We start from the raw sequence: 25,507 nt of genomic DNA, 5'->3' as shown, positions 1-25,507 counted from the left end.
GATGATTCAACAAACGCCAAGCCGGGCTGTGCGCCAGCGCACACCTCAAGCTCATGCCTGAAATGCTCAGGCAACTCACGGTGCGGTCAGGATCGCATCCGCAGCAGTGAATCCTGAACGTATGGCGCCTTCGATGGTGGATGGCAATCCGGTAGCGGTCCAATCCCCTGCCAATACAAGGTTTTTTCCGGCGGCCGTTGCATTCGGGCGACGCTTTGCCTGTTCTGGCAGTGCGGCAAAGGTGGCCCGTTTCTCCTTCACCACCTGCCACGGGGGCAGCGGCGTGGTGGGATCGAGGTTGGCGAGGGCCGCGATCTCACCCCAAATGGCGCGTGCGGTCTCTTCCCGGTCCGACTCCATCAGGCGGTCGGCGCCGCTGACGGTGACGGACACATGGTCGTCATAAGCGAAGGCCCATTCGCCAACGGTGTTGATCATGCCCGTCATCCGGGGCATGCCCGCCGGCCGGTCCAGGCGGAAATGAACGTTCAGGATGGAGCGGTGTTCCGTCGGCGTCGTCAGGCCGGGCAACAAGTAGGCCGCCACCCAGGCCGGCACCGCCAGCACTACCCGGTCCTCCGGCTTCAGCTCAATCGTTTCGGTACCGAAATCAAGAGCCGTGACCAGCTGGTCCACACGGGTGAGGGCGCGCAGGCGGCGGCGCCACACGATCTCTGCCCCCTGCGCCGCCAGCCACTCCAGTGCCGGGTCGACGAAAACGGGCGACAGGCCGCCGCTGGCCAGCAAGGGCTGATAGGCCGCACCGCCCTGGGCCAGGGTCTCGCGGATGATGGCGCCGGCCAGGCCCGCGGCCGACTGCTCCGGCTCGGTATTGAGCGCCGCCAGCAGGACCGGGCGGAAGAAGGTGTCCCAGGCGGGGCCGGAACAGGCCAGCACCTCACCGATGGGGGCCAGCGGGTCGGCCCGCATCAGCTTCCACCCGGCCAGGTAGTCGCTGGCCTTGGTGCCCGGCACGCGGCGCGAGGGCACGAGGGCCCACCACGGCAGCTTGCCGTCGTTGGGCCGCACCTGCCAGCGCCGGCCGGTGGCGCCGTCCCAGAACCGGTATTCCACCTTTTCCAGCGCCGGTTCCCGGCCGGGGCCATGCGTGGCGCGCAAATAGGTCATGGCGGCGTGATTGCCGCTGACCATCAGGTGGCTGCCATTGTCGATGCGGATGCCCAGGTTGGGCTCATCATACGAGCGGCAGCGGCCGCCGGCCTGGGCCGCGGCCTCATACAGGCGCACGCGGCGCCCGGCCTGGGTCAGGCGCACGGCGGCGGCCAGGCCGGCCAGGCCGGCGCCGACGACGTGCACGGTCGGCCCGGGGGAAGCGGCCCCGGGGAAATGAACAGGGGTGGTCATCAGAACAGGAAGGCCTTCAGCACGATCCACAGCAGGTGCGGCTTGGCGATGCGAACCTTGGGGCGGGGCCCGGCCCAGCCGCGCACCAACAGGCGGTCCAGGTACACCTTATAGACGTCCCGCATCAGGCGGGGGGCCCGGGCGGCGCGGCGGGGGGCGGCCGCCAACAGGCGGTCAGCCGCAACGAAATGCTCCGCCGCGCGCACCGCCAGGTCGCGCGCCACGCCGTCGATGCGCGGGTCGGCCACCACGGCATTGGGGTCGGTGGCGGTGATACCGTGCTTGCGCAGCAGCTCGGCCGGCAGGTACAGCCGGTTGATCGCCGCATCCTCATCCACGTCGCGCAGCACGTTGGTCAACTGCAGGGCGCGGCCCAGGTGGTGGGACAGGGCGATGCCACTGTCCTCCGGCATGCCGAAGACGCGGACGGACAGGCGGCCCACGGCGCTGGCCACCCGGTCGCAGTACAGGTCCAGGGTCGCCATATCCGGCGCCTGGATGTCGGCGTCCAGGTCCATCTGCATGCCGTCGATGACGGCGATGAAGTCGTCGTACCGCAGGGCGAAGCGCAGGGTGGCGGCCTGCAGCCCGGCCAGCTTGGCGGGCCCCTTGCCTTCACATACGGCGGCGATATCGCGCCGCCATTTGTCCAACGCCTCGCGCCGCGCCGCCTTGGTGGATGCCACGGTCGGGTCGTCGCCGTCGGCGATGTCGTCCACCGCCCGGCAGAAGGCGTAGATGTGGAACATGGCGTCGCGTTCCGCCGGGGGCAGGACGCGCATGGCGGTGTAGAACGAGCTGCCGCTGGCCGACTTGGCGGCGGTCTCGTTCTGGCCCGGGATATTGGGATTGGTCTCGGTCATCTCGGCGGCCAGGCTCATGGCTTTTTCCCCGCCGGCACGGCGCGGGCGCTGCCGCCGGTCAGGCGCTGCCACAGGGTGGACAGGGCGGCCCCGGCGGCGGTGCACAGCGTTTCCATCTTGGTCAGGTGCACGCGATCGGACAGCGGGTCGCGGATCAGCAGCAGGCGCACCAGGCGACGGGCCAGGCGCTGGATGATGGCGACCTCGATGGCCAGCCGCAAATCCTTCACCTGGGCGGCCAGCGGCTCCGCCTGGTCCAGCAGGGCGTCGGTGCGCTTGGCCAGATGGTGGATGATGTCCAGCAGGGCTGGCGGCGCCGCCGGCTCCAGCAGCACGTCGGGCGTCAGGTCACCCGCGATCAGCAGGGGCAGGGGGATGTAGACGCGGTCCAGCGACCGCTTGTCCTTGCCGCAGTCCTGCAGGTGGTTGATGACCTGCAGGGCGGCGCACAAGGCGTCGGACGCGGGCCAGGTGTCGCGGCTCTCGCCATGCACGTCCAGGACGTAGCGGCCCACCGGCATGGCGGAATACCGGCAATAGTCCATCAAATCGTCCCAGTCGGTGTAGCGCAGCTGGGTGACGTCGCGGCGGAAGGCGGTCAGCAGGTCGTGGCCGTGCTGGTCGGACAGGCCGCGCTCCCGCAAGACCTCGCGCAGGGCCACGGCCTCGGGCTCGTTCTCCCGCTCACCGCGCAGGCTGGCGCCCATGGCGTCCAGCAGCTTCAGCTTCATGTCCGGCGCCAGCACGGGACTGTCCGACACGTCGTCGGCCACGCGGGCGAAGGCGTAATAGGCCATGACCGGGGCCCGGGCGTCCTTGCGGATGATCAGCGAGGCGACGGGGAAATTCTCATCGGTGTGACCCTTGCCGGTGCGGTGGTTGGCTGCCGTCATGGCGCGGTGGTTCCGTTCTGACCCGATGGTTGCACCGGATGCACGTGCTGGGCCTGGGCGCGCCCTTTCCACATGCCGCCACGGCCCATCCAATGCTGGACCGCGCTGTCCACGGTCCACACGGTATAGACGATACCGATCAGCGGCAAGGTGACGGCCCGCATAGGCGACAGGCGATAGAACGCCTGGATGGGGGCGAAGCTGGCCAGCATGAGGCCGACGGCGAGCGCGCCGAAGATGCCGGCCGCCTCACGGTTGAACAAGGCCAGCAGCACGGGCGCCACATAGGTCAGCAGCATGCCCAGCACCGTGCCCGCCAGCAGTGCCGGGGAATAGTTCAGCTGCGCGTAGGCGCTGCGGATGACCATGCGGCGGATGTCATCCACCTTGTCATAAGCGCGCAGGCTGACGGCGCGGTCGCTGAGACCCAGCCAGATGGAGCCCTGCGTCTTCAGGCGGCGGCCCAGGGCGCAATCGTCGATCAGGGCGTCGCGGATGCTGTCGATGCCGCCGGCCCGCGCCAGGGCCTGGCGGTCCACCAGCATGCAGCCGCCGGCGGCGGCCGCGACGGTTGAACCGCTGTCGTTCACCCGGCCGAAGGGGTACAGCATCTGGAAGAAATAGATGAAGGCGGGGATGAAGGCCCTTTCCGCCCAGCTCTGGCAACGCAGCTTGGCCATCAGGCTGACCAGCACGCGGTTCTCCGTCTGGGCGCGGGTGACCAGGCGGGTCAGCGTGTCGGGGGCGTAGGCGATGTCGGCGTCGGTCAGCCACAGGTAATCGGGCGGGAAGTCGCCTTCCTGCACATGATTGATGCCCTGGCGCACGGCCCACAGCTTGCCCGTCCAGCCCGGTGGCAGCTCCGCGCCGCTCAGCACGGTCAGGGCGGCGGTGGAGCCGGAGGACTCCGCCGCATGGCGGGCCAGGTCGGCGGTGCCGTCGTCGCTGCCGTCATCCACCAGAACGATGTTGAGGTGGCCCGGATAGTCTTGCGCGCCCAGGGACGCGATCACCTGCGCGATGCCGTCAGCCTCGTTGCGGGCGGGGATGATCGCGGTGACGGAGGGCCAGCCGCCCTCCAGCCCGCCATGGCCATGAGCTGGGCCGCTGGGCAGGTCCCCCGGCCTGTTGGCCGGCACCACCGCCATGTCGTCCCGTTCCAGCCCCAGCCAGAACTGGCCGCGGGCGAAGACCAGGACCACCCAGATCGCCAGGCTGATGAGGCCAATGAGGAAGATCAGGCTCATGCAAGATACCCCGCGGTCTTGAACCAGGTGAGGGCGTCGGCCAGGGCCTGGCCGTAGGGCCGGGCGGTATAGCCCAACTCGGCCTCGGCCTTGGCCGAGGAGAAGAACATGCGGTATTTGGACATGCGCAGGCCGTCCACGGTCACGAAGGGCTCCCGCTTCGTCACCTTGGCCACCGCTTCCGCCACCACGGCGATGGGCAGGATCAGGCCGCGCGGCACCGCCACCGTGGGTGGCTTGCGGCCCACCAGGTGGGCGATGTCGGCCAGCATCCGCTGCAGCGACACATCCTGTCCGCCCAGGATATAGCGTTCACCCACCCGGCCCTTCTCGAAGGCCAGCAGGTGGCCCTCGGCCACGTCATCGACGTGCACCAGGTTCAGGCCGGTGTCGACGAAGGCCGGCATCTTGCCGGTGGCGGCCTCCACGATGATGCGGCCGGTGGGGGTGGGGCGCAGGTCGCGGGGGCCGATGGGGGTGGACGGGTTGACGATGACGGCCGGCAGGCCGTCGCGCGCCACCATGTCCAGCACGGCCTGTTCCGCCAGGATCTTGCTGCGCTTATAGGCGCCGATGGCGGCGTCCGGGGCCATCACCGCGCGTTCGTCCACGGCCACGCCGTCGGTGCGGGGGGCCAGCACGGCGACGCTGCTGGTGTAGACGACGCGCTTCAGCCGGTGCCGTAGCGCCAGTTCCAGGATGGCGCGGGTGCCCCGCAGGTTGTTCTGGACGATCTCTTCCGGGTTGGGCGCCCATAGGCGGTAGTCGGCCGCCACATGCAACAGGGCGTCCGCCCCGTCCATGCCCCGCGCCAGGCTGTCGGGGTCGTTCAGGTCGCCTTCCACCACCCGCACATCCAGGCCGGCCAGGTTGGTCGGCGGCGTGGCCGGGCGCTTCAGCACGGTGACGTCATGGCCACGCGCCAGGGCCACGCGAGCCACGGCCGCGCCGACGAACCCCGTCGCCCCGGTGATGAACAGTCGCTGCGTCTCGGCCATCGGCCTTCCGGTCCCCATCGCTCGTCAATCGGCGCGGACCATATCACTTCCGTGGTGCGGAGGGGAAAGGGTTGGGCACCGGCGCTTGGCGGATGGCAGGCCTGCTGCGGCGCCGATGCCACAGGTGCGGGGCTGCCGCCGGACGGCGCGGCCACCATCAGACCGGCAAGTATTTAACGGTATGTTAACTATCCGCGCGCATGCTGATCGTGCGCCATTTCCTGTAAATGTCGCATCGCACACGGGTAGCCACCCGTACTCAGCGCGACACCCTATCCACAACATCATCTGACCATTCGGTTATGTGTGGCCAATACTGGTTGACCAGGCGGTCAGGATGCATTCAGCATCATGAATGTAGGAGGGGCTGATGGGATCAAGGGGATGCCATCGGTCGTATTTCCAGCAAGCGAGGTGGGTTGTCCTGAGGCGTTCCGCCTGCGGGACTTTGAAACGATCCGGGGGATTTGAGAGATGCGCGTGAAGGTCCAGTTGTTGTTGCCTGTCATTGGTGTTGCCGCGCTGGGTGGGGTGCTGGTGGCCGCTGGCCAGATGGGCCAGGACCGGGCGGCGCGGGTGGCCCAGTCGCTGGACCAGGCGCGCACCGTGCTGGTGCAGGCCGCCGACGTGCGGGCGCTCAGCCGGGCCGTGCAGCGCGACACGCTGAATACCCTGATGGAACCGGCGGCGAGCGCGGCGCCTTCGTCGACCGCGCGTCCGCGCGGCTGACGGAAATGGGGGTGCTGGTCGCCGGCTTGCATGACCGGGCCGCCGACGCGGCCTTCCTGACGCCGCAGGTCCAGGTGCTGACGGAAATGACGGCCATGGTGACGGCGGTGCGCGCGGGTGACGAGGCCGGGGCCCTGACCCGCCTACGCACCAGTGTTGGACCCCTGGACGCCCAGGCGGCCGGCCTGGCCCAGGCCTTCATCGACAGCCAGGACCAGGCCATGGACAGCCTGGCGTCCGACGCTGGCCGACTGCGGTCCCAGACCGGTGGGCTGTCGGCCTGGGGCGGCGTGCTGGGCACGGTCGCCGCCATGATGGCGGGCGCCCTGTTTCTGCTGATGCTGTTGCGCCGCCCGCTGGCCCGGTGGTCCGGGGCCGGCAACGACGATCTGCGCGCCGTCATGGCCGCCGCCGCCCGGGGCGACGAACTGGGCGACTGGGCCCGCGCCTTGGTGGCCCTGCGCGACCAGGCGAAGGAGCGGGGCCGGCGCCCGGCCCGTGGCGCCCAGGCCAAGACCGGTACCGCGGCGCTGGCCGCCTGACGCCCGGCCCGGTCACAAGAGCCGGGCTGGGTTCCAAAAGAAAGGGCCCGGAAATCACACGGTTCCCGGGCCCTTTTCTATTTGATCCCCTGGCCGCATAACGGCCGGGGCAGGGCGCCTTCCAGCAACTGGGTGATGTGGCGGTCCATCCAGCCCGGCTCGTCCAGCGGGCTGAAGCGGATCAGCAGGCGGGTGTAGAGGGCGCCGTACATCGCCTCCACCAGCGTTTCCACATGCAGGTCGGGGCGGAACTCCCCATTGCGCTTGCCCCGCTCGATGATATCGCGCAGGCGCTGGCGCCGGGGTTCCACCACCTTCTCATGATAGACCTTCAGCGTGGGCGGGTCGTTCTGGCCCGCCAGCACGATGCTGGCCACCACCCGGCCGGTGGCGCCGGCGAAACTGCGGGCGATGCCGTCCAGCACGGTGCGCAGGTCGGACACGGCCGACGCCGTGTGCGGAATCGGCACCGTCAGTTCCGCGTGCGCCAGCAGCGCCTCCATGGCCAGGGCCCCCTTGCCTGGCCACCAGCGGTAGATGGTCGTCTTCGCCGTGCCCGAACGGGCGGCCACTCCCTCGATGGTGAACCGTTCCAGGCCGTTTTCCTCCAGCAGTTGGAAGGCGGCGTCCAGGATCGCGTCCCGGGCCTGGTCTGACCGGGGCCGCCCAGGCCCCCGCATGGCTTTGTCCGTCACCCTCTCTCCTCGCTCATAATGAAGCCCCGGTTATTAAGCCGGCCCCTGTTTGGCCGGGGCCGGTCTGTGATGCGCGTCGCACCGTCACGGATATGAAACGCTACACAGCGTTTCGTTTGTCGCAGTGCTCCTCACACCGGTTTCACACTACCTTACCGTTACGAAACGGACCATAGCGAAATGGTCCTTCCCGCCGACCGCCGGTTCACTTCCCGACCCACCTTCGTGGGCCGGAACGTCGCCGGCCGTCCTTGCGGGACCCGGATGTAAGGAGAGTAGCGGTGAGCGGGGCTGTAAAGAAGTCTTCCGTTAAAGTATTGGCCGGCGCCGTCGCGGCCATAGCGCTTTTGGGTGGGGCCGCCGTCGGCGGGAATTACTATTGGAAAACGGGGCGCTTCCTCGAATCGACCGACGACGCTTACGTCCAGGCCGATTACACGACGGTGGCGCCCAAGGTGTCGGGCTATATCGCGGAAGTGCTGGTTGAGGATAACCAGGCGGTCAAGGCCGGCCAGGTGCTGGCCCGCATCGATGACCGTGATTTCCGCACGGCGTTGGACCAGGCCAAGGCCGATGTGGCCACGGCCGAGGCCGACATCCGCAACATCCAGGCCCAGCGCGCGCAGCAGCAGGCGGTGGTGGCCCAGGCCCAGGCGGCGCTGGCCGCCGACCAGGCCAACCTGACCTTCGCCCGTCAGGACCGCGACCGCTATCGCGACCTGATGAAGACCGGATTCGGCACCGTGCAGCGCGCCCAGCAGACCGAGGCGGCGGTGACCGACAAGGCCGCCGGCCTGCAGCGCGACCAGGCGGCCCTGGTGGCGGCGCAGAAGCAGGTGGATGTGCTGGCCACGGCCGAGGCCAAGGCCGCGACCGTGCTGGACCGCGCGCAGGCGGTGGCCCGCCAGGCGGAGCTGAACCTGTCCTATACCACCATCGCCGCCCCCATTGACGGCACGGTGGGCGCCCGGAGCCTGCGGGTTGGCCAGCTGGTGCAGGCCGGCACGCAATTGATGGCCGTGGTGCCCCTGTCCCAGGTCTATGTGCTGGCCAACTTCAAGGAAACGCAGCTGACCGAGGTGCGGCCCGGCCAGCCGGTGCAGGTGACGGTGGACAGCTTCCCGGGCACGACGCTGAAGGGCCGCGTGGATAGCCTCTCGCCCGCCAGCGGCACCAGCTTCGCCCTGCTGCCGCCGGACAACGCCACCGGCAACTTCACCAAGATCGTGCAGCGCATCCCCATCAAGATCGTGCTGGACCAGGGCCAGCCCCTGGCCGGACTGCTGCGTCCCGGCATGTCGGCCGAGCCGGTGATCGACACCCGGGTGCAGCCGGCGCATGCGCCCCAGGCGCCGCAGCTGGCCACGTCCACCTCCGGTCTCTATCCCATGGCCCGCTGAGGGCCCCTACGGATCGCTCAAGGCGCACACGCCATGGCTCCCCTCGACAGCACCCCTACCCTGACCGCCGGCGGCACCCTCCCCCGCACCCTGCCGCCGGCCAGCGGCCTGGCCTCCTCCCATGGGGGAAGCCAGGCCGCGCCCCTTCTGGCGCCCCCTCTGGCGCCCGCGGCCGACCATGTGCCGTTCAAGACCTGGCTGGCCGTGCTGGGTTCGGTGCTGGGCGCCTTCATGGCCGTGTTGAACATCCAGATCGTCAACGCCTCGCTGGCCGACATCCAGGGCGGCATCGGCGCCGGCGTGGATGACGGCGGCTGGATCGCCACCGCCTACCTGATTGGCGAGATCATCGTCATTCCGCTGTCCGGCTTCATGAGCCAGGTTTTCAGCGTGCGCCGTTACCTGATCAGCAACACGGTGCTGTTCCTGCTGTTCTCCGTGGCCTGCGCCTTCGCCCAGAACCTGCAGCAGATGATCGTGCTGCGCGCCATCCAGGGCTTCTGCGGCGGCGTGCTGATTCCCATGGCCTTCACGCTGATCATCACCCTGCTGCCCAAGTCGCGGCATCCGCTGGGGCTGGCCCTGTTCGCGCTGACCGCCACCTTCGCCCCGGCCATCGGCCCCACCATCGGCGGCTACCTGACCGAGACCTACGGCTGGAAGTACATCTTCTACATCAACCTGGTGCCGGGCGTGTTCATGGTGGCCGCCCTGTGGGCCTCGCTGGAACGGGCGCCCCTGCGCCTGAACCTGCTGCGCCAGGGCGACTGGTGGGGCATCGCCACCATGGCGATGGGCCTGGCCTGCCTGCAGACGGTGCTGGAGGAGGGCAACAAGGATGACTGGTTCGGCTCGGCCTACATCGTGCGGCTGGCGGTCATCGCCGCCGTGGCGCTGGGCGCGTTCCTGGTCATCGAGCTTAAGGTGGAAAAGCCGCTGCTGAACCTGCGCCTGCTGGCGCGGCGTAATTTCGGCCTGGGCATCGTGGCCAATGTCCTGCTGGGGGTGGTGCTCTACGCCTCCTCCTACCTGCTGCCGCGCTATCTGGGCCAAATCCAGGGCTACAACGCGCAGCAGATCGGGTCGGTCATGGCCTGGGTGGGCCTGCCGCAACTGGTGCTGATCCCCCTGGTGCCCCTGCTGATGAAACGCTTCGACGCCCGTTGGCTGGCCCTGGTGGGGGCGGCGGTCTTCGCCGGCAGCAACTTCATGAACATCCATTTGTGGCTGGGCAGCGCGTCGGACCAGCTGTTCTGGCCCAACATCGTGCGCGCCTTCGGCCAGGCCCTGGTCATGACGCCCTTGTCGGTGCTGGCCACCGGCGGCATCGAGAAGGAGAACGCGGGCTCCGCCTCCGGGTTGTTCAATATGATGCGCAACCTGGGCGGCGCCGTCGGCATCGCGCTGACCCAGACCTGGCTGACCAAGCGCGAGCAGTTCCATTCCAACGTCATGACAGGGCAGGTCAGCCTGTTCGGCGAAAGCACGCGCCAGCACCTGGCCACGCTGCAGGGCAAGTTCATGGAGCATGGTGTGCCTGACGCCATCACCGCCTGGCGCCAGGCGGTGGCGGAGGTGGATGCCGGGGTCCGCACCCAGGCCTGGCTGATGGCCTACAGCGACGCCTTCTTCTTCCTGGGTAGCGCCATGGCCCTGTCGGCCGTCGCCATCTTGTTCCTAAAAAAGGCTGCCGCCGGGGCGGACGCCGGCGGGGCGCACTGAAGTCGGCGGGGCTGCCCCGGGGCTGACCCGCGCGCCGGGCATGCCGGGGGATCGCCCAGGCCAACGCCGGAAAGGTTGCCTCTGCGGCCAGATAGTTTTAGAAATTGGCCCCAGTCAGGTAACAATCTTTCAGGATCTGGTTCCGTGCCCCAGCTTCGCTCCCGCACCACCACCCATGGCCGCAACATGGCCGGCGCCCGCGGCCTGTGGCGCGCCACCGGTATGACGGATGCCGACTTCGGCAAGCCCATCGTGGCCATCGCCAATTCCTTCACCCAGTTCGTGCCCGGCCACGTGCATCTGAAGGACCTGGGCCAGCTGGTGGCGGGCGAGGTGGCGGCGGCCGGTGGCGTGGCCAAGGAATTCAACACCATCGCGGTGGATGACGGCATCGCCATGGGCCATGCCGGCATGCTGTACAGCCTGCCCTCGCGCGAGGTCATCGCCGACGCCGTGGAATACATGGTCAACGCGCATTGCGCCGACGCCCTGGTCTGCATCTCCAACTGCGACAAGATCACGCCCGGCATGCTGATGGCCGCCCTGCGCCTCAACATCCCCACCGTGTTCGTCTCCGGCGGCCCGATGGAGGCCGGCAAGGCCCCCGTGCATGGCGAGATCCGCTCCGTCGACCTGATCGACGCCATGGTGGCGGCGGCGGACGACAGCGTCAGCGATGCCGAGGTCCAGGCGCTGGAACAGAACGCCTGCCCCACCTGCGGCTCCTGCTCCGGCATGTTCACCGCCAATTCCATGAACTGCCTGGTGGAGGCGCTGGGCCTGGGCCTGCCCGGCAACGGCACGGTGCTGGCCACCCACGCCGACCGCAAGGCCCTGTTCCTGCGGGCCGGCCGCACGGCGGTGGAAATCGCCAAGCGCTGGTATGAACAGGACGACGCCAGCGTCCTGCCGCGTTCCATCGCCACGTTCGAGGGGTTCGAGAACGCCATCGCGCTGGACATCGCCATGGGCGGCTCCACCAACACGGTGCTGCACCTGCTGGCGGCGGCGTATGAGGGCGGGGTGGACTTCACCATGGCCGACATCGACCGCATGTCGCGCCGCGTGCCCCATCTGTGCAAGGTGGCGCCGTCCTCCGCCACCGTCCATATCGAGGACGTGCACCGCGCCGGCGGCATCATGGGCATCCTGGGGGAACTGGACCGCGCCGGCCTGCTGCACCGCGACGTGCCCACGGTGCACGCCCCCACCATCGGCGCCGCCGTGGACCGTTGGGACATCACCCGCGCCAACGACGCCGACATCGCCGAGTTCTACGCGGCCGCCCCCGGCGGCGTGCGCACCACCCAGGCCTTCAGCCAGGCGTCACGCTATACCAGCCTGGACCGTGACCGGGTGAACGGCGTCATCCGCGGCAAGGAAAACGCCTTCAGCCAGGACGGCGGCTTGGCCGTGCTGTACGGCAACCTGGCGGTCGACGGCTGCATCGTGAAGACGGCGGGCGTGGACCCGGCGGCCCTGACCTTCACCGGCAAGGCCCGCGTGTTCGAAAGCCAGGACGACGCGGTCTCCGCCATCCTGGGCAACCGGGTGCAGGCGGGCGACGTGGTGCTGATCCGCTATGAGGGCCCGCGCGGCGGCCCCGGCATGCAGGAAATGCTGTATCCCACGAGCTACCTTAAGTCCAAGGGTCTGGGTAAGGTCTGCGCCCTGGTGACCGATGGCCGCTTCTCCGGCGGCAGCTCTGGCCTGTCCATCGGCCACGTCTCACCCGAGGCGGCCGAGGGCGGCACCATCGGGCTGGTGGAGGAGGGCGACCGCATCGTCATCGACATCCCCAACCGCAGCATCCACCTGGATGTGGATGATGCGGAACTGGAGCGCCGCCGCGACGCCATGAAGGCCAAGGGGGCGAAAGCCTGGAAGCCCGCCACCCGCAACCGCCAGGTCTCCGGCGCGCTCAAGGCCTACGCCTACTTCGCCACCTCCGCCTCGCGCGGGGCGGTGCGGGACACGTCGGACATCTGATCCGGCGGCGTGGGGAGGGGCGCTTAGCCCTCCCTTGGGCGCGGCGCCGATGGAATCAGCAGGAACGCCAGTGCCGCCGCCGCCGCAAAGCCGCCCATCAGGATGGCGGCGGTGCCCAACCCGCCCAGGCGCGGGGTGAGGGCTGCCACCAGGCCACTGGCCACGGCCGCCAGCATCATCTGGACAAACCGGGAGACGCCTGCGGCAACCCCAGCCTCCCGCGCGAAGGGGCGCATGGCCTCATGCGTGGCGTTGGGGCCGATCAGGCCGAAGGCGAAGAATACGGCGCCCGCATTCACGGCCAGGGAGGTCAAGGCGGCTTTGCCGGTCAGGGTGATGACGGGAAACAGGCCGACCGCTGCCAGTAGGGCGATCAACCCCAGCCCGATGATGCCGGGGGCAGACCGCCCCACCCGGCTCAGGATGCCACCGGCGGTGGTCCCAAGAAGAACGCCCAATGCTGTCACCGAGAACGCCCATGAGAACCGCTCGCCGCTGAGGTGGTATTGGCCCATGAAGATAGCGGGCGCGGCGGAAATGAAGGCGAACATAGCCGCGAACGCACTGCTGAACACAATGCAGAAGCGCCAGAACGTCCGGTTGGAAAGGACGGCGCCATAGGCGGCTCTGATGGGCAGCGGGGCGCGTCGCCGGGCCTCGGGAACGGTTTCCGGAAGGATCGTCAGCGCCGCCAGAAGCAGCAAGGCCCCAGCGATGGCCTGCGCGCCAAAGACCGCGCGCCACGTCGCGATGGTCATGAGCCAGCCGCCGGGCAGGGGGGCTGCCAGGGGCGCCAACCCGAGAATGGCGGTGATGAGGGCAAGCTGGGCCCGTGCCGCTGGCCCTTCAGCGGTGTCGCGCACCATGGAAATGGGCAGCAGAACGCAAGCGCCGGCCGCCAGGCCTTGAATAAGCCGTGCGGCCAACAGGCCTGGAAAACTTTGGGCAGAGGCGCAGGTGGTAGCCGCCACTGCGAACAGTGCAAGCCCCTTGACCAGGACAGGTTTGCGGCCCACGCGATCCGAGATCAGTCCAGCGAAAAGCGGGGACAGGCAGAAGCCGACGAGGAAAAGACTAAGGGTGAGGGCGCCATGGCCCATCGCTTCCGGGAAGGCCAGTTCTATGGCTGGGAGTGCGGGCAGCCCCATATCGATCGACAAGGACCCCAGCGTTGACAACGCGCCCAGGATCAGGGTGAAGACGGTTGGGCATCGTGAGGGGTGGGGCATGGGGCTGCGCCTCAGCGTTCCGGCTTTGCCGTCGCCGCGATGCCGTCAAGTCGCTCAACGGCTTCGGGTGGCAGGTCCAGGATGGCCGCCTTGAAGTTCTGGTGCAGATGCTCGACCGACGATGTCCCGGCGATGAGCAGGATGTTGGGCGACCGCCGCAGCAGCCAAGCCAACGCCACCTGGCGTGTCGTCGCCCCCAGGCTTCCCGCCACCTCATCCAGGATGGGGGAGGTCAGCGGCCGGAACCCACCCAGGGGGAAGAACGGCACATAGGCGATCCCCTGAATGGCGAGGTTGTCGATCAGGACGTCGTCAGTGCGATGGGCCAAATTGTAGTGGTTCTGCACGCAGATGATGTCGGCCATCCGCCGACCTTCCTCGATCTGGGTGGGTGAGACGTTGCTGAGCCCGATGTGGCGGATCAGGCCCTGTTCCTTCAACTCGGCCAGCACGGACAGTGGCGCCTCGACCGAATTGGTGTCCGGCCCGAATTGGCCACCCAGCCGCAGATTGACGACGTCCAGCACCTCCAGGCCCAGATGGCGCAGATTGTCATGGACGGCACTGGTCAATTCCTGGCGGGTCAACGCCGTCGGCCAGGACCTGTCCGGTCCCCGGCGGGCGCCTACCTTGGTCACGATGATTAGGCCATCCGGATAGGGATGGATGGCTTCCTTGATGATGTGGTTGGCGATATGCGGGCCGTAATAGTCGCTGGTGTCGATGTGGTTCACTCCGCAGCGCACCGCCTCGCGGACGATGGCCAACGCCGCCGCATGGTCCTTGGGCGGTCCCCAAGCGACCGGACCGGTCAATTGGATGGCGCCGTAGCCCAGGCGATTGAAAGACAGATTGGTGCCGGTGGGTGTGTAAGTGCCGCCCAGAATGGGGCTAGCGGCGGTCAGGGGCATGTGAACTCCGATCGGCCATAAGGTAACATATGTAAGTTTACATGTGTTACCTTATTGAGGTCAATGGCCCCGGGTGCGACGGATCTTGAAGGGCATCGGGTTGCGATTTTAGACCATGGTGCGTTAATCTGAAGCGCACCATGGTCCAGGCCTTTGTTTAGAAGGGAAGATTCCGCTTCTACGCGATCCGCTCAGGTGTCAGGAGGGGCGGAGAAGGGCGTGCATCAGGTCTTCAACCAGTGCCGTGGCGTCTGGCCATGCCAAGGTTGGCTTGTTGATCTGAAGGGAAATGACGCCATGGACCGACGCCCATAGCAGCAGCGACAGCCGCTCGGCATCCTCCACCTCGCGGCCAGGTGTCAACGACAGGATCTGCTGGATAAGGGCGATGACGCGGACCTGTATCGCCCGGCCGAACGTGGCGGCCTTTGGGTCGCTGAGGCTGGAGACGACCCGACCCTCATACAGCATCCTGTAATGGCCCGGCCGGTCCAGGCCGAAGCGCACGGTGGCGAAGATCGCCGCTCGCAACCGCTCCCACGCACCGCCGCCGGCCGCCGCCGCCGCATCTTCCGCCTGGGTGCGAATTGCGATCAGCTCATCGAATAAATGCTGCAGAATCGCGATCAGCAGCTGGTCGCGGTCCTCGAAATGCGGATAGACGGAGGGGGCGGCGATGCCAACCTCCTTGGCGACGGCACGCAAGGACAGGGCCTCAGCGGAGCCGCAATGCTCGATCAGCGCAATGGCCGCGCGCAGGATGTCCTCGCGCAGTTGCCCGCCTTCGCCCCTGGCGTTGCGCCGCCGTCCTGTCGTCAATCCAGCCTCACCCTGTCTTATGGGAACACAGGCTCTTTAGCTGATCCGGCGAGGTTGTGCCAAGGCAAGGCCGATATGGATGGAGCGGCCTTCAGCTCTCCGCGTCGCCCCAGACCAGGAACAGGCCGACGTCGCCGGGGAAGCCATTGGGGAAGTCCAGGACGCGGGCGGTCAGGCTGAAGCCCGCCGGCTGCAGTTCATGGTGCCAGCGCTGGTAGATTTCGGCCGCCTCACCGCGCAGGGTGCGGGGCCAATCCGGTTCCGGGGCGTTGATGGCGCGGGCGCCGTCGCTGCACAGCTCCGCCGGGAAACGCAGCAGCAGGAATTCCTTCTCGCCCCGCGCGGCGGCGTCGTGCGCCCCCTCCAGCAGCTTGTGCCAGCCGTGGTCGGCCACATGGTGGTCGATCAGTTCCTGCACCTTCTCCTGCCGGCGGGCCAGCGCCTCCTTGCGCTGGTTGGCCAGCAGGCGGGCGTTCTCGTCGTGGAAATTGCCCACCAGGTGGCGGAAGTCGGCGGCGCGGAACAAGGGTTCATGCGCCGGCTCCCGTGCGGGCGCCTGAGCGGGTGGCGGCGCCTTCCGCTCCCACCGCTGGAACAGACCGAACCGGTGCGCCGGCTCCGTCTTCTCGGCAGGCTCGGCCGCCAGGACCTTCAGCAGGTCGGCCCGCGACACGATGCCCACCAGCGACCCGTCCAGCACCACGGGCACGCGCTTGATGCCGTGGGTCATCAGCAGGCGGGCGATCTCGGCCGTGTCGGTGTTGATGTCGACGGTGATGACCGGGGCGGCCATGACGTCGCGGGCGGTGCGTTCCCGCTTCTGCACCTCCGCCCAATAGGCGGGCAGTTGCTCGCCCTCCGCCACCAGCGCCAGCCACCAGTCGCGCCGCGCTTCATGGGCGGCGCCCGCCCCTTCGCGGTCGATCAGGTCGCCTTCGCTGACCATGCCGATGACGCCCCCGTGGCCATCCACCACCGGGGCGGCGCTGACACCCCGTTCCAGCAGCAAGGCGGCGATGCGGCTGACCGGCGTGTCGGGCGCCAGGGTCAGCACGTTCTCGGTCATCACGTCATGGGCGCGCATGGGGGCCGGGTTCTCTTTTTCAATGGGTTCGCATGGGAAAAGATAACCCGATGAAATGGTGGAAGTCTTTGCGCTGCATCATGGCAGCGACGGTCTTCCCCGAATGCGTCGCGCGGGCCTACCCTTTGGTGAAGGCTTCCGCGCCGTTCGTCATCAAGGCTGGGCCGTGGCCGTCAGATCCACCGTCACCGCCACCTCCAGGTCCACCGATCGGCCCTTGCTGAACAGGCCATGGCCGCCGACGTCATAGTCGGTGCGCACCAGATCCAGCCGGCCCACGGCGTGGGCCTGGCCGTCGGTGATGTCCAGGATGAACGGCAGGACGACATCTTTCTTGATGCCGCGGATGGTCAGGGTGCCCACCGCCTCGTACTGGTTGGGGGCCTTGGCGCGGAAGGTCGTCGCCTCGAACACCGCATCGGGGAAGGCCTGGACATTGAACCAGTCCGCGCCCGGCAGGGCCTCGTCCTTCTCCGCGTCGCCGATGGCGGCGCTGCCCATGGCGATGATGACCTTGGCGTGGCCGGCGGCCGGGTCGGCCGGGTCGAAGTCGATGGCGGCGTCCCAGGTGGCGAAGCGGCCGGTGAATTCCTTGCCGCTCTGCTTGCCCACGAAGCCCAACTGGCTGTGGGTCTTGTCCACCGTCCAGGCCGCGGCGCCAGCAGGGGTGGACAGCGACAGGACAGCCAGGGCGGGAATCAGGAGGGCGGGGCGCGGGATCACGGGGTAATGGCCTCGGATGGCGATGACGGTTCCCCACAATAATGGACGCGCCAGCGCCGGAGTCTGCGACCTTGCGTAGCATACAGCGTAAGAAAAAAGCCCCGGGCGCGGGTGGCGCCCAGGACTCTCGTCTTGGTGTCTACGGCGTTACGGCTTACTTGGACGTCGCGTTCAGGTCGACAGTGACGCTGACGGCCAGGGCCACCATCTTGCCGTCGGACCAGGCGCCCTGGCCCACGCCGTAATCGGTGCGCACCAGGTCCAGCTTGCCCACCGCGTGGGCCTTGCCGCCGGCCACGTCCAGGGTGAAGGGCAGGGTCACGTCCTTTTTGATGCCGCGGATGGTCAGGGTGCCCACCGCGTCGTACTGGTTGCCGCCCTTGGCCTTGAAACTGGTGGCCTCGAACACCGCCTTGGGGAAGGCCTTGGTGCTGAACCAGTCGGCCTCGGGCAGGGACTGGTCCTTCTGCACATCGCCGGTCTTGGCGCTGGTCATGTCGATGGTGACGGTGGCGTGGCCGGTGGCCGGGTTGGCCGGGTCGAAATCGATGGTGGCGTCCCAGCGGGTGAACTGGCCGCTGAAGGCGGTGCCGCTCTGGCTACCGGTGAAGCCCAGCTTGCTGTGGGCGGTGTCCACGGTCCAGTCGGCGGCCGACGCCGGGCCGGCCAGCAGCAGGGCGCCCAGGGTAGCGGCGGCGGCAAAGGGGGTGAGGAACTTCATGATAGGCATCCTCAGTCTTGCAGGGCGGCCGGGGCGGGCGCCCGGCGGCCGAAACGGGGAACCATGCGCAGCAGCACGTCATCCTTGACCAGGAAATGGTGACGCAGCGCCGCCAGGGCGTGGACCACCACCAGGGCCACCAGGATCCAGGCGGCCAGCTCGTGCGCCTCGGACACCACGTCGTTGACCGGCGCCTTGTTCTCCAGGTCGGCCAGGACCGGCATGTGGGGGAAGGGGATGATGCCGTACAGCACGGTCGGGATGTTGAATTTCGAGGTGGAGACGACCGCCCAGCCGGTCAGCGGCATGCCCAGCAACAGGGCGTACAGGCCTGCGTGGCCCAGGTGGGCGGCCCATTTCTCCCACGCCGGCATGTGGGCCGGCAGGGGCGGAGGCCGGTGGGCCAGCCGCCAAGCCGCCCGGAACAGGGTCAGGGCCAGCACGGTGATGCCCACCGACTTGTGCAACTGGAACAGCTTGAACTGGTCGGGGGAGCCGGGCGGCAGCGACGTCATCGTCCAGCCCATGATCAACAGGGACAGGATGGCGATGACGGTCAGCCAATGGACCAGGATGGCCACACTGTTATAGCGTGCCGCGACGGTCATGGTCCGGCTCCCCCTTCAGTTAAACCACGCGATTATACTAACGCGGTTATTGAGCGCGGTCGAATTCACCGCTGATCAGCAGCTCTACCTCGTCACCGACGTACGGCACGTACTTGTCGACGCCGAATTCGGACCGCTTCACCTGCGCCTTGGCGTCGAAGCCGACGACATAGGCCTTGGTCATGGGGTTGCTGCCGCCGCCGTGGAAGCTGGCGTCCAGGGTCACCGGCTTGGTCACGCCGTGCAGGGTCAGGTCGCCGGTGATCTTGCCGGTGGTGGCGCCGGTCACCTCGATCTTGGTGGTCTTGAAGGTGGCGGTCGGGAACTTGGCGGTGTCGAAGAAGTCCGGGCTGTTCAGGTGCTCATCCAGCTTCGGGTTGGCGGTGGCCAGGCCCTTCACGTTGATGGTCACGTCCAGCTTGCTCTTGGCCGGGGCCTTGGGGTCGAAGTCCAGCGTGCCTTCCAGGTCAGGGAAGGCGCCGTAATAGGTGGAGAAGCCGAAGTGGGTGATGGCGAACACCACCTTGGCGTGGCTCTTGTCCAGGGTGAAGTGGCCACCCTCGACCTTGCTCAGGTCGGTGGTCGCCTGGGCCAGGGCCGTGGCGGGGGCGGCGGCCAGCAGGCTCGCTGCCAGCAACAGGGCGGGAATGCGCTTCATGAGATGGTCCTTGTGGAAGCAGGCCGGGCGGCCGGAGGGGAAGGAACGCCGCCACCACCCGCGGGACGGGTGGTGGGCGGCGGTACGGGCTTAATCTAAGTCGCGCCGCGCTTGCCCACAATCAAGGTCACCTGGAATTCATTGTTCCATTCGTCGCACCAATCGGCCCTTCCTTGCGGCGATTTCACACGCAATCCGGGGGTTTTGTCACGGCGCCAAAGGGCGTAGGGTCGGCGGGCCCGCCCAGCGGGGCGGCTTCGGGGCGCGCGATGGCGCCCGTCTTTGCCGAAGGATGGCCTGATGACCGATAGAACCACCACCCTGACCGCCGCCTTGGCCCTGGCCGGCGCCCTGACGGCGCTCAGCGCCGCGGCGCACGACGCCCCCACGCCCCCGGGCCGGGAGAAGTGCTATGGCGTCGCCAAGGCGGGTGAGAATTCCTGCGCGTCGGCCGCCGGCACCCACGATTGCGGCGCCATGTCCAAGATCGACTATGACGGCCAGGAATACATCGACGTGGCCAAGGGCGAGTGCAAGACCCTGGGCGGCAAGCTGAAGCCGTTCAAAGGCGTCGGCAAGGCGCCAAAGGCGGCCACGCCGAAGCCGGCGCAAGACTGAACGGCCGGCCCCCCGTGGACAGAAGGGCGCCCATGGACACCGCCGCCCCGGTCCCGGGCACCGCATGCCCCGTCGCGCTGCCGCGCCGCGCCGGCATCGGCCTGCGCCATCCCCACGTTCCGGCCTTTTTGGCTGAAGACCGGCCGGACGTGGCCTGGGTGGAGGTGCACAGCGAGACCTATCTGGTGGCGGGCGGGCCGCGTCTGTCGGCGCTGGAAGCCATCCGCCGCGACTATGCCCTGTCCTGCCACGGCGTCGGCCTGTCGCTGGGCGGCGCCGGCGGCCTGGACACCACCCATCTGGCCAATCTGCGCCGCCTCTATGACCGGCTGCGGCCGGAACAGATCTCCGACCACCTGGCCTGGACCGGCGCCGGCGGCACCTACCTCAACGACCTGCTGCCCTTGCCGCTGACGGCGGAGACGCGGGACGTGGTGGCGGCCAACATCGCCCATGCCCAGGATGTCCTGGGCCGCCGCCTGCTGGTGGAAAACCCCTCCCTCTACATGCCGCTGACCCTGCCGCCAGGGGTCGAGGCGATTCCCGAGCCGCAGTTCCTGGCGGACCTGGTGGCGCGCACCGGCTGCGGCCTGCTGCTGGATGTGAACAACGTGGTGGTCTGCGCCCACAACCTGGGCTTCGACGCCGCCGCCTACCTGGCGGACTTCCCGCTGGAGGCGGTGGGTGAGATCCATGTGGCCGGCCATCGGCGCGAGGCCTTCGCCCCCTGGGTGGGCCCGGATGCGGGGGCCGGCGGCGTGGTGCTGATCGACGACCATGGCAGCCGGGTGTCGGACACCGTCTGGGATTTATTGGCCGGCGTGCTGGCCCGCACCGGGCCGCTGCCGGTGCTGGTGGAATGGGACATGGACGTGCCGCCGCTGGAGGTGCTGCTGGGGGAGGCGGCTCACGCCCAGTCGTTGCTGGATGGGGTGGCCCCGCATGCTTGAGGCCTTTCAGCGGCAGATGCAGCGGGCCCTGCTGGCCGCCAGCGGGGGCGGGGTGGACCTGGCGCCCGGCGCGGTGGCCGAGGCGCGGCTGAAGATTTACCGCGCCAATGTCCAGCAATCGCTGGCGGAGGCGCTGGCCGCCGCCTTTCCCGTCACCCTGCGGCTGCTGGGCCTGCCGGCCTTCCGTGCTGCGGCGCTGGATTTCGTGCGCGCCCATCCGCCCACGCGGCCGCAGTTGGCGGCCTATGGCGGTGGCTTTCCCGCGGCATTGGCGCCGCTGGACACCGGGGCGGCGGACATGGCGCGCCTGGAATGGGCGGTGATGGAGGCCTACTTCGCCGCCGACGCCCCCGCCCTGACGGCGGAGCGACTGGCGGCTTTCCCTCCGGGCGACTACGCCCGGCTGCGCTTCACCGCCCACCCCGCCGCCCGGGTGCTGTGGCTGGGCCACGACGTGCTGCCCCTCTGGCGCCAGGCGCAGGAGGATGAGGCCCTGCCGCTGCCGGTGCCGGACGCCGTGGATGGCGAGGTGCTGGTACTGCGCCCGGCCGACGGCATCGTCTGCGTCTCGTTGCCACCCGGGGCCGCCGCCGCCATCCAATCCCTGCTGAATGGCGACATGCTGACGCAAGCCGCCGAGGCCGGCCTGCTGGTGGAGCCGGAACTGGATTTGCAGGCGATGCTGCACATGCTGCTGGCCCAGGGCGCGCTGGCCGGCGCCAGTCTCTAATACGCGTGGCGTTTGATCGTGTCGCTCAAACGCCCCCTCAGTCGCCGGGCGCCAGCATCCGCTGGCTTGGCTTCCTCGCTGCGTCCTGCGGTACTCGCTCCGGCGCCCGCGGTCGCGGGCTACAGCGGCACGAGGCGCTATCTCGTCGTGCCGCTGGTATGAGCTTTGCGGCGGGCCACGGCCAGCCACAGCCCGCCGCCCAGGGCGGAGAGCAGCGATCCGCCGAACACGCCCAGCTTGGCCTCCCCCGCCAGCCCCGCCTCGGGAAAGGCCAGGCCGGCGATGAACAGGCTCATGGTGAAGCCGATGCCGCACAGCATGGCGATGCCGTAGAGGGCGCCCCATCCCACCTGCGCCGGCAGCTTGGCCAGGCCCAGGCGCACGGCGGCCAGGGTGAACGCGAAGATGCCCAACTGCTTGCCCAGGAACAGGCCCAGGGCGATGCCCAGCGGCACGGGGTCCAGCAGGCTGGACCAGTCCAGGCCCTGGAAGCTGACGCCGGCGTTGGCGAAGCCGAACAGGGGCAGCACACCGAAATAGACGATGGAGTGCAGGGCCGACTCCAACCGGTGCAGGGGGGACCGGCCGGCGGCCTCGTCCTCCTCGCTGCCCAGGGGGATGGTCAGGGCCAGCAGCACCCCGGCCATGGTGGCGTGGATGCCGGAGCGCAACACCGCCACCCACAGAACCAGGCCCACCACCAGGTACGGCGCCAGCCGGCGCACGCCCAGGCGGTTCATGCCGGCCAGCACCGCCAGGGCCAGGGCGGCCAGGCCCAGGTCCGGCCAGGACAGGCCGCCGCTGTAGAACAGGGCGATGATCAGAATGGCCGCCAAGTCGTCGAAGATGGCCAGCGACGACAGGAACAGGAAGGCGGAACGGGGCAGGCCGCGCCCGAAGGCCGACAGGGCGGCCAGCGCGAAGGCGATATCGGTGGCGGCGGGCGTGGCCCAGCCGGCCAGCGCGTCGGCGTGTCCCCGGTTCAGGGCGATGTAGATCAGCACCGGGAACAGCACGCCGCCCAGCGCCGCGATGCCGGGCAGGGCGATCTGCGAGGGGGATGACAGGTCGCCGCCCACCATCTCCCGTTTGATCTCCAGCCCCACCAGCAGGAAGAACAGCGCCATCAACAGGTCGTTGACCCATTGCTCCACCGACAGGGTGGCGGGGCCGACGCCCAGCGGCGCATGCAGCGCATGGAAATAGCTTGGCGCCAAGCTGGAGTTGGCCACGGCCAATCCCGCCAACGACAAGGCCAGCAGCAGGATCTCGCCCCAGTTATCCAGCGCCAGGAAGCGCTCCACACGGTAATGGATGTGGCGGACCAGGGACTGGATCATGGGGGCAGGCCTGCGGCTCAAGGGCGGGTACCCGTCCCACTTTACGGACGGGGCCGCCAATTGCCACCCAAAGCCGCGCTGGTCGGCCAGAAAGACTGGCCGGGCAATAAAGGTCAGTGGTGGCGCGCGCTCATCACGGCGAAGCGCCAGGATTTGAAGGCGCAGTCCACGTCGCGCAGACCGGCCTCCGCCATCCACATCAGCTGTTCGCCCAGGGTGGCGCAATGGTCCTGGCGCAGGCGGTCGCGGGCGCGCGACAGCTCCACCGCCGGCACGCCCAGGTCGCTGGCTTCCGATTGCCACAGCCGGTCATATTGGCTTTCCACCTCGGCGGTGGGGCCCAGCACTTGTTCGGCGCTGATGAACAGGCCGCCGGGGGCCAGTACCTGGTTGACGCGGCCGTACAGGTCGCGCTTGGCGCTGTGGTCCAGGTGGTGGATGGCGAGGGAGGAGATGACGAGATCCCAGGGCCCGCCAAGGTCCGCCTCCTCCAGCTCCGCCAGGGCGAAGCTGACGCGGGCGTCGCCGGCGAAGCGGCGGCGGCTCTGCTCCATGGCCTGGGGCGTCTCTTCCACCAAGTGCAGGTGGGCGTGGGGCAGGCGGGCGCGCACCAGCGAGGCGAACAGGCCGCCATTGGCACCCAGGTCCAGCACCCGAGGCCGGGTCGGGGCGCCCCAGTCGTCGATCAGGGTCAGCGCCGCGCCGTAGAAGGCATCGAAACAGGGGATCAGGCTCCGCTGCAGCGCATCATTACGCCCGGTTTCCAATAGGCTCGCACGGGCTGACACGGGTGCCGCCATCCTGCTGTCCTCCTGCTGTCACGGCGCCGTCTGGCGCGCATAAACCCAATCTGCGTCTGCTGTTTTGCTGGCCTCTTCAAAGCCTGTCATCAAAGCGTAGCGCATTTCCCAGCGCTTACCATAGCCGATCAAATCTTAATGATTGGTTGGTTTGCGGCGCAACATTTCATCCGCGCGAAAATGTCGCCAAACCAGGGACTTGATATATCGAGAAAACGCGATATACCGAAACCTCTCTTCTCCGCCAACCAGCCAAAGGCCCTCCATGGACACCGCGACCCCCGCCCCGACCGCCAATCCCGGCGCAACTCCGGCCGCCTCTGGTGCCGGCATCGGCACCCATTCCGTCAACGCGGCGGTGGCGCCCTTGTTCCAGCCCTTTGCCTTTGGCCGGCACACCCTGGCCAACCGTCTGGTGATGGCGCCTATGACCCGGAACAAGTCACCGGGTGGGGTGCCTACGGATGATGTGGTGGCCTATTACCGCCGCCGTGTGCAGGGCGGTGTGGGCCTGCTGATCACCGAGGGCACGACCATCAACCACCCGGCCGCCAACGGCTATCCCCAGGTTCCGGCCTTCCATGGCGAGGCGGCCTTGGCCGGCTGGAAGCGGGTGGTGGACGCCGTGCATGCCGAGGGCGGGCGCATCATTCCCCAGCTGTGGCACGTGGGCATTGCCCGCCGCCCGGGGGTGGAGCCGGACCCCAGCGTTCCGGGCTACGGCCCCTCCGCCATCGTCACGGATGGGGTCGAGGTGGTGCGCGCCATGACCCAGGCCGACATCGACGCCGTGGTCGCCGCCTTCGCCCAGGCTGCCGCCGATGCGGAGCGCCTGGGCTTCGACGGGGCGGAGCTGCATGGCGCCCACGGCTACATCATCGATGACTTCTTCTGGGAACAGACCAACCAGCGCACCGATGCCTATGGCGGCAGCCTGGAGAACCGCGCGCGCTTCGCGGTGGAGATCGTGCGGGCCGTGCGCGCCGCCGTCAGCCCCGACTTCCCCATCGTCTTCCGCTTCTCGCAGTGGAAGGGCGTCGACTACAACGCCCGGATCGCCCAAACTCCGGAAGAGCTGGGCCGCATTTTGAAGCCCCTGGCCGAGGCCGGCGTGGACGTCTTCCACGTCAGCACCCGGCGCTATTGGGAACCCGCCTTTGATGGGTCACCCGACACGCTGGCCGCCTGGACCAAGCGCCTGACGGGCAAGCCCGTCATCGCCGTGGGCAGTGTGGGGCTGGACGGCGCCTTCAAGGTCGGCATGTTTGCCAACCGCGACGCCTTCGAGGTCAAGCCCACCGACGTGGACCAGGCGGCCCAGGCCCTGGCGCGGGGTGATTTCGACCTGCTGGGCGTGGGCCGGGTCTTGCTCAGCGATCCCGATTGGGCCATCAAGGTCCGCGATGGCCGCGTGGGCGAGGTGATCCCCTTCGACCGCGCCGCGCTGGACCGGCTGGTGGTTTGATTTTCGGACCGGGGAGGGTGGTGAGCCCTCCCCGGTTTCACGGGTGTGGATGTCGACGCGATGGATGTGGAAGCGATCCTGAAGGCCCTGGCCAACCCGGTCCGGCGCGACATCCTGCTGTGGCTGAAGGACCCCGCCACCCACTTCGGCCCCCAGCCCGACGGCTATCCCGTTGAAAAGGGCGTGTGCGTCACCCGTATCCTGGAAAAGACGGACCTGTCGCAGTCCACCGTCTCGACCTACCTGGCCATGCTGCAGCGCGCCGGCCTGCTGACCTCCCACCGCGTGGGGCAATGGACCTTCTATCGGCGCGACGAGGCGCTGATCAACGAGTTCATGAGCACATTCGGGAAGCAGCTGTGCCAGATGCTGGTTAAGCGCGGCGACTACCAGGGGGGCGGCGACTGA

At 68.5% G+C, this 25,507-nt stretch carries 26 protein-coding genes; 10 read left to right on the top strand and 16 right to left on the bottom strand.

Annotated features, from left to right (window positions below):
- Positions 1 to 75: 75 nt before the first annotated feature.
- From hpnE to hpnA, 5 genes are read right to left on the bottom strand one after another with little or no spacing between them, the layout of a single operon-like run.
- A complete protein-coding gene (gene hpnE, locus UAA55_RS02680; protein ID WP_322951123.1) occupies positions 76 to 1,365 on the bottom strand; it encodes a hydroxysqualene dehydroxylase HpnE in 1,290 nt (429 codons plus the stop codon).
- Positions 1,365 to 2,246, bottom strand: coding sequence for a presqualene diphosphate synthase HpnD (hpnD, locus tag UAA55_RS02675; RefSeq protein ID WP_322951122.1), 882 nt, complete (start codon positions 2,244 to 2,246; stop codon positions 1,365 to 1,367). The genes hpnE and hpnD overlap by 1 nt, the downstream gene beginning before the upstream one ends.
- Positions 2,243 to 3,121, bottom strand: coding sequence for a squalene synthase HpnC (gene hpnC / locus UAA55_RS02670; RefSeq protein WP_322951121.1), 879 nt, complete (start codon positions 3,119 to 3,121; stop codon positions 2,243 to 2,245). Before hpnC ends, hpnD begins: the two co-directional genes overlap by 4 nt.
- Positions 3,118 to 4,368, bottom strand: a complete 1,251-nt coding sequence (locus UAA55_RS02665) for a glycosyltransferase (RefSeq protein WP_322951120.1) — start codon at positions 4,366 to 4,368, stop codon at positions 3,118 to 3,120. Before UAA55_RS02665 ends, hpnC begins: the two co-directional genes overlap by 4 nt.
- Positions 4,365 to 5,366 (bottom strand): hopanoid-associated sugar epimerase, encoded by a 1,002-nt coding sequence (hpnA, locus tag UAA55_RS02660; protein ID WP_322951119.1) that lies wholly within the window; start codon positions 5,364 to 5,366, stop codon positions 4,365 to 4,367. The genes UAA55_RS02665 and hpnA overlap by 4 nt, the downstream gene beginning before the upstream one ends.
- A 474-nt stretch (positions 5,367 to 5,840) precedes the next feature.
- Between hpnA and UAA55_RS02655 the strand changes: the two genes are divergently transcribed.
- On the top strand, positions 5,841 to 6,095 hold the full coding sequence (locus tag UAA55_RS02655) for a hypothetical protein (RefSeq protein ID WP_322951118.1): 255 nt from the start codon (positions 5,841 to 5,843) through the stop codon (positions 6,093 to 6,095).
- Positions 6,096 to 6,100: 5 nt separating this feature from the next.
- Positions 6,101 to 6,637 (top strand): hypothetical protein, encoded by a 537-nt coding sequence (locus UAA55_RS02650; RefSeq protein ID WP_322951117.1) that lies wholly within the window; start codon positions 6,101 to 6,103, stop codon positions 6,635 to 6,637.
- 77 nt (positions 6,638 to 6,714) lie between these two features.
- Here UAA55_RS02650 and UAA55_RS02645 read toward each other — a convergent pair whose 3' ends face one another.
- Complete coding sequence (locus tag UAA55_RS02645) at positions 6,715 to 7,332, bottom strand: TetR/AcrR family transcriptional regulator (RefSeq protein ID WP_322951116.1); 618 nt, start codon at positions 7,330 to 7,332, stop codon at positions 6,715 to 6,717.
- Between the two features lie 281 nt (positions 7,333 to 7,613).
- Here UAA55_RS02645 and UAA55_RS02640 point away from each other — a divergent pair, with 281 nt between their 5' ends.
- The 3 genes from UAA55_RS02640 to ilvD all read left to right on the top strand — a co-directional run bounded on the left by UAA55_RS02640 (position 7,614) and on the right by ilvD (position 12,443).
- Positions 7,614 to 8,732, top strand: a complete 1,119-nt coding sequence (locus UAA55_RS02640) for an HlyD family secretion protein (RefSeq protein ID WP_322951115.1) — start codon at positions 7,614 to 7,616, stop codon at positions 8,730 to 8,732.
- Positions 8,733 to 8,765: 33 nt separating this feature from the next.
- Entirely contained in the window at positions 8,766 to 10,454 is a 1,689-nt protein-coding gene (locus UAA55_RS02635) for an MDR family MFS transporter (RefSeq protein WP_322951114.1), read from the top strand.
- A gap of 144 nt (positions 10,455 to 10,598) precedes the next feature.
- Positions 10,599 to 12,443, top strand: a complete 1,845-nt coding sequence (ilvD, locus tag UAA55_RS02630) for a dihydroxy-acid dehydratase (protein WP_322951113.1) — start codon at positions 10,599 to 10,601, stop codon at positions 12,441 to 12,443.
- A 23-nt stretch (positions 12,444 to 12,466) separates the two neighbouring features.
- Here ilvD and UAA55_RS02625 read toward each other — a convergent pair whose 3' ends face one another.
- The 8 genes from UAA55_RS02625 to UAA55_RS02590 all read right to left on the bottom strand — a co-directional run bounded on the left by UAA55_RS02625 (position 12,467) and on the right by UAA55_RS02590 (position 19,196).
- Entirely contained in the window at positions 12,467 to 13,672 is a 1,206-nt protein-coding gene (locus tag UAA55_RS02625; protein WP_322951112.1) for a multidrug effflux MFS transporter, read from the bottom strand.
- Between the two features lie 11 nt (positions 13,673 to 13,683).
- A complete protein-coding gene (locus tag UAA55_RS02620; protein ID WP_322951111.1) occupies positions 13,684 to 14,583 on the bottom strand; it encodes an oxidoreductase in 900 nt (299 codons plus the stop codon).
- Positions 14,584 to 14,781: 198 nt separating this feature from the next.
- Positions 14,782 to 15,402 (bottom strand): TetR/AcrR family transcriptional regulator, encoded by a 621-nt coding sequence (locus tag UAA55_RS02615; protein WP_322951110.1) that lies wholly within the window; start codon positions 15,400 to 15,402, stop codon positions 14,782 to 14,784.
- Positions 15,403 to 15,493: 91 nt separating this feature from the next.
- A complete protein-coding gene (locus UAA55_RS02610) occupies positions 15,494 to 16,486 on the bottom strand; it encodes a CBS domain-containing protein (protein ID WP_322951109.1) in 993 nt (330 codons plus the stop codon).
- A gap of 153 nt (positions 16,487 to 16,639) precedes the next feature.
- Complete coding sequence (locus UAA55_RS02605) at positions 16,640 to 17,209, bottom strand: YceI family protein (RefSeq protein ID WP_322951108.1); 570 nt, start codon at positions 17,207 to 17,209, stop codon at positions 16,640 to 16,642.
- Positions 17,210 to 17,363: 154 nt separating this feature from the next.
- Entirely contained in the window at positions 17,364 to 17,930 is a 567-nt protein-coding gene (locus UAA55_RS02600) for a YceI family protein (protein ID WP_322951107.1), read from the bottom strand.
- Positions 17,931 to 17,941: 11 nt separating this feature from the next.
- Positions 17,942 to 18,538, bottom strand: coding sequence for a cytochrome b (locus UAA55_RS02595; protein WP_322951106.1), 597 nt, complete (start codon positions 18,536 to 18,538; stop codon positions 17,942 to 17,944).
- 46 nt (positions 18,539 to 18,584) lie between these two features.
- A complete protein-coding gene (locus UAA55_RS02590; protein ID WP_088874263.1) occupies positions 18,585 to 19,196 on the bottom strand; it encodes a YceI family protein in 612 nt (203 codons plus the stop codon).
- A 300-nt stretch (positions 19,197 to 19,496) separates the two neighbouring features.
- Between UAA55_RS02590 and UAA55_RS02585 the strand changes: the two genes are divergently transcribed.
- From UAA55_RS02585 to UAA55_RS02575, 3 genes are read left to right on the top strand one after another with little or no spacing between them, the layout of a single operon-like run.
- Entirely contained in the window at positions 19,497 to 19,814 is a 318-nt protein-coding gene (locus tag UAA55_RS02585) for a BufA1 family periplasmic bufferin-type metallophore (protein WP_322951105.1), read from the top strand.
- Positions 19,815 to 19,846: 32 nt separating this feature from the next.
- The gene (gene bufB / locus UAA55_RS02580) at positions 19,847 to 20,764 is read left to right on the top strand and encodes an MNIO family bufferin maturase (RefSeq protein WP_322951104.1); all 918 of its coding nucleotides are present in this window, start codon (positions 19,847 to 19,849) and stop codon (positions 20,762 to 20,764) included.
- Complete coding sequence (locus UAA55_RS02575) at positions 20,757 to 21,494, top strand: DNA-binding domain-containing protein (protein ID WP_322951103.1); 738 nt, start codon at positions 20,757 to 20,759, stop codon at positions 21,492 to 21,494. Before bufB ends, UAA55_RS02575 begins: the two co-directional genes overlap by 8 nt.
- Positions 21,495 to 21,631: 137 nt before the next feature.
- Here the strand turns inward: UAA55_RS02575 and nhaA are convergent, their stop codons facing one another.
- Complete coding sequence (gene nhaA / locus UAA55_RS02570) at positions 21,632 to 22,834, bottom strand: Na+/H+ antiporter NhaA (protein ID WP_322951102.1); 1,203 nt, start codon at positions 22,832 to 22,834, stop codon at positions 21,632 to 21,634.
- A gap of 113 nt (positions 22,835 to 22,947) precedes the next feature.
- Positions 22,948 to 23,622 carry a class I SAM-dependent methyltransferase gene (locus UAA55_RS02565; protein WP_322951101.1) on the bottom strand — a complete coding sequence of 225 codons (675 nt, stop codon included), beginning with the start codon at positions 23,620 to 23,622 and terminating at the stop codon, positions 22,948 to 22,950.
- A gap of 277 nt (positions 23,623 to 23,899) precedes the next feature.
- Between UAA55_RS02565 and UAA55_RS02560 the strand changes: the two genes are divergently transcribed.
- Both UAA55_RS02560 and UAA55_RS02555 read left to right on the top strand, forming a co-directional pair.
- Entirely contained in the window at positions 23,900 to 25,099 is a 1,200-nt protein-coding gene (locus UAA55_RS02560) for an NADH:flavin oxidoreductase (RefSeq protein WP_322951100.1), read from the top strand.
- Positions 25,100 to 25,159: 60 nt separating this feature from the next.
- Positions 25,160 to 25,507, top strand: coding sequence for an ArsR/SmtB family transcription factor (locus tag UAA55_RS02555; protein ID WP_322951099.1), 348 nt, complete (start codon positions 25,160 to 25,162; stop codon positions 25,505 to 25,507).

The organism is Nitrospirillum guanabarense, assembly GCF_034653355.1.
In the GTDB taxonomy this organism is placed as follows: domain Bacteria; phylum Pseudomonadota; class Alphaproteobacteria; order Azospirillales; family Azospirillaceae; genus Nitrospirillum.
The sequence above is the reverse complement of the archived record's forward strand: the minus strand, read 5'-3'. Positions and strand labels throughout refer to the sequence as shown.